This window comes from Pseudomaricurvus sp. ABR4_320 (assembly GCF_056159445.1).
The window spans coordinates 1-297 of record NZ_JBSWVF010000112.1 but is presented as its reverse complement, the minus strand read 5'-3'; the positions used below and the strand labels follow the sequence as shown (position 1 = coordinate 297).

Below are 297 nucleotides of genomic sequence, written 5' to 3'. Positions count from 1 at the left end.
GGTATGCAGAACGGCGAGAACTTCGAGATGCTCTACAAGATCGCCGACAAACTCGGTGCCGCTGTGGGCGCCTCCCGTGCCGCCGTCGATGCGGGCTTTGTGCCCAACGACATGCAGGTGGGACAAACCGGAAAGATCGTCGCTCCCGAGCTGTACATTGCCGTAGGGATTTCCGGTGCTATCCAGCATCTGGCGGGGATGAAAGACAGCAAGGTGATCGTCGCCATCAACAAAGACGAAGAAGCGCCGATTTTCTCGGTGGCTGATTATGGTCTGGTGGCGGATTTGTTTACGGCC

General features: G+C 57.6%; 1 protein-coding gene. It reads left to right on the top strand.

The features are described 5' to 3' along the window. Positions 1-297: FAD-binding protein (locus ACXAFR_RS27610; protein WP_475183455.1), on the top strand; the 297-nt coding region annotated here is incomplete at both ends.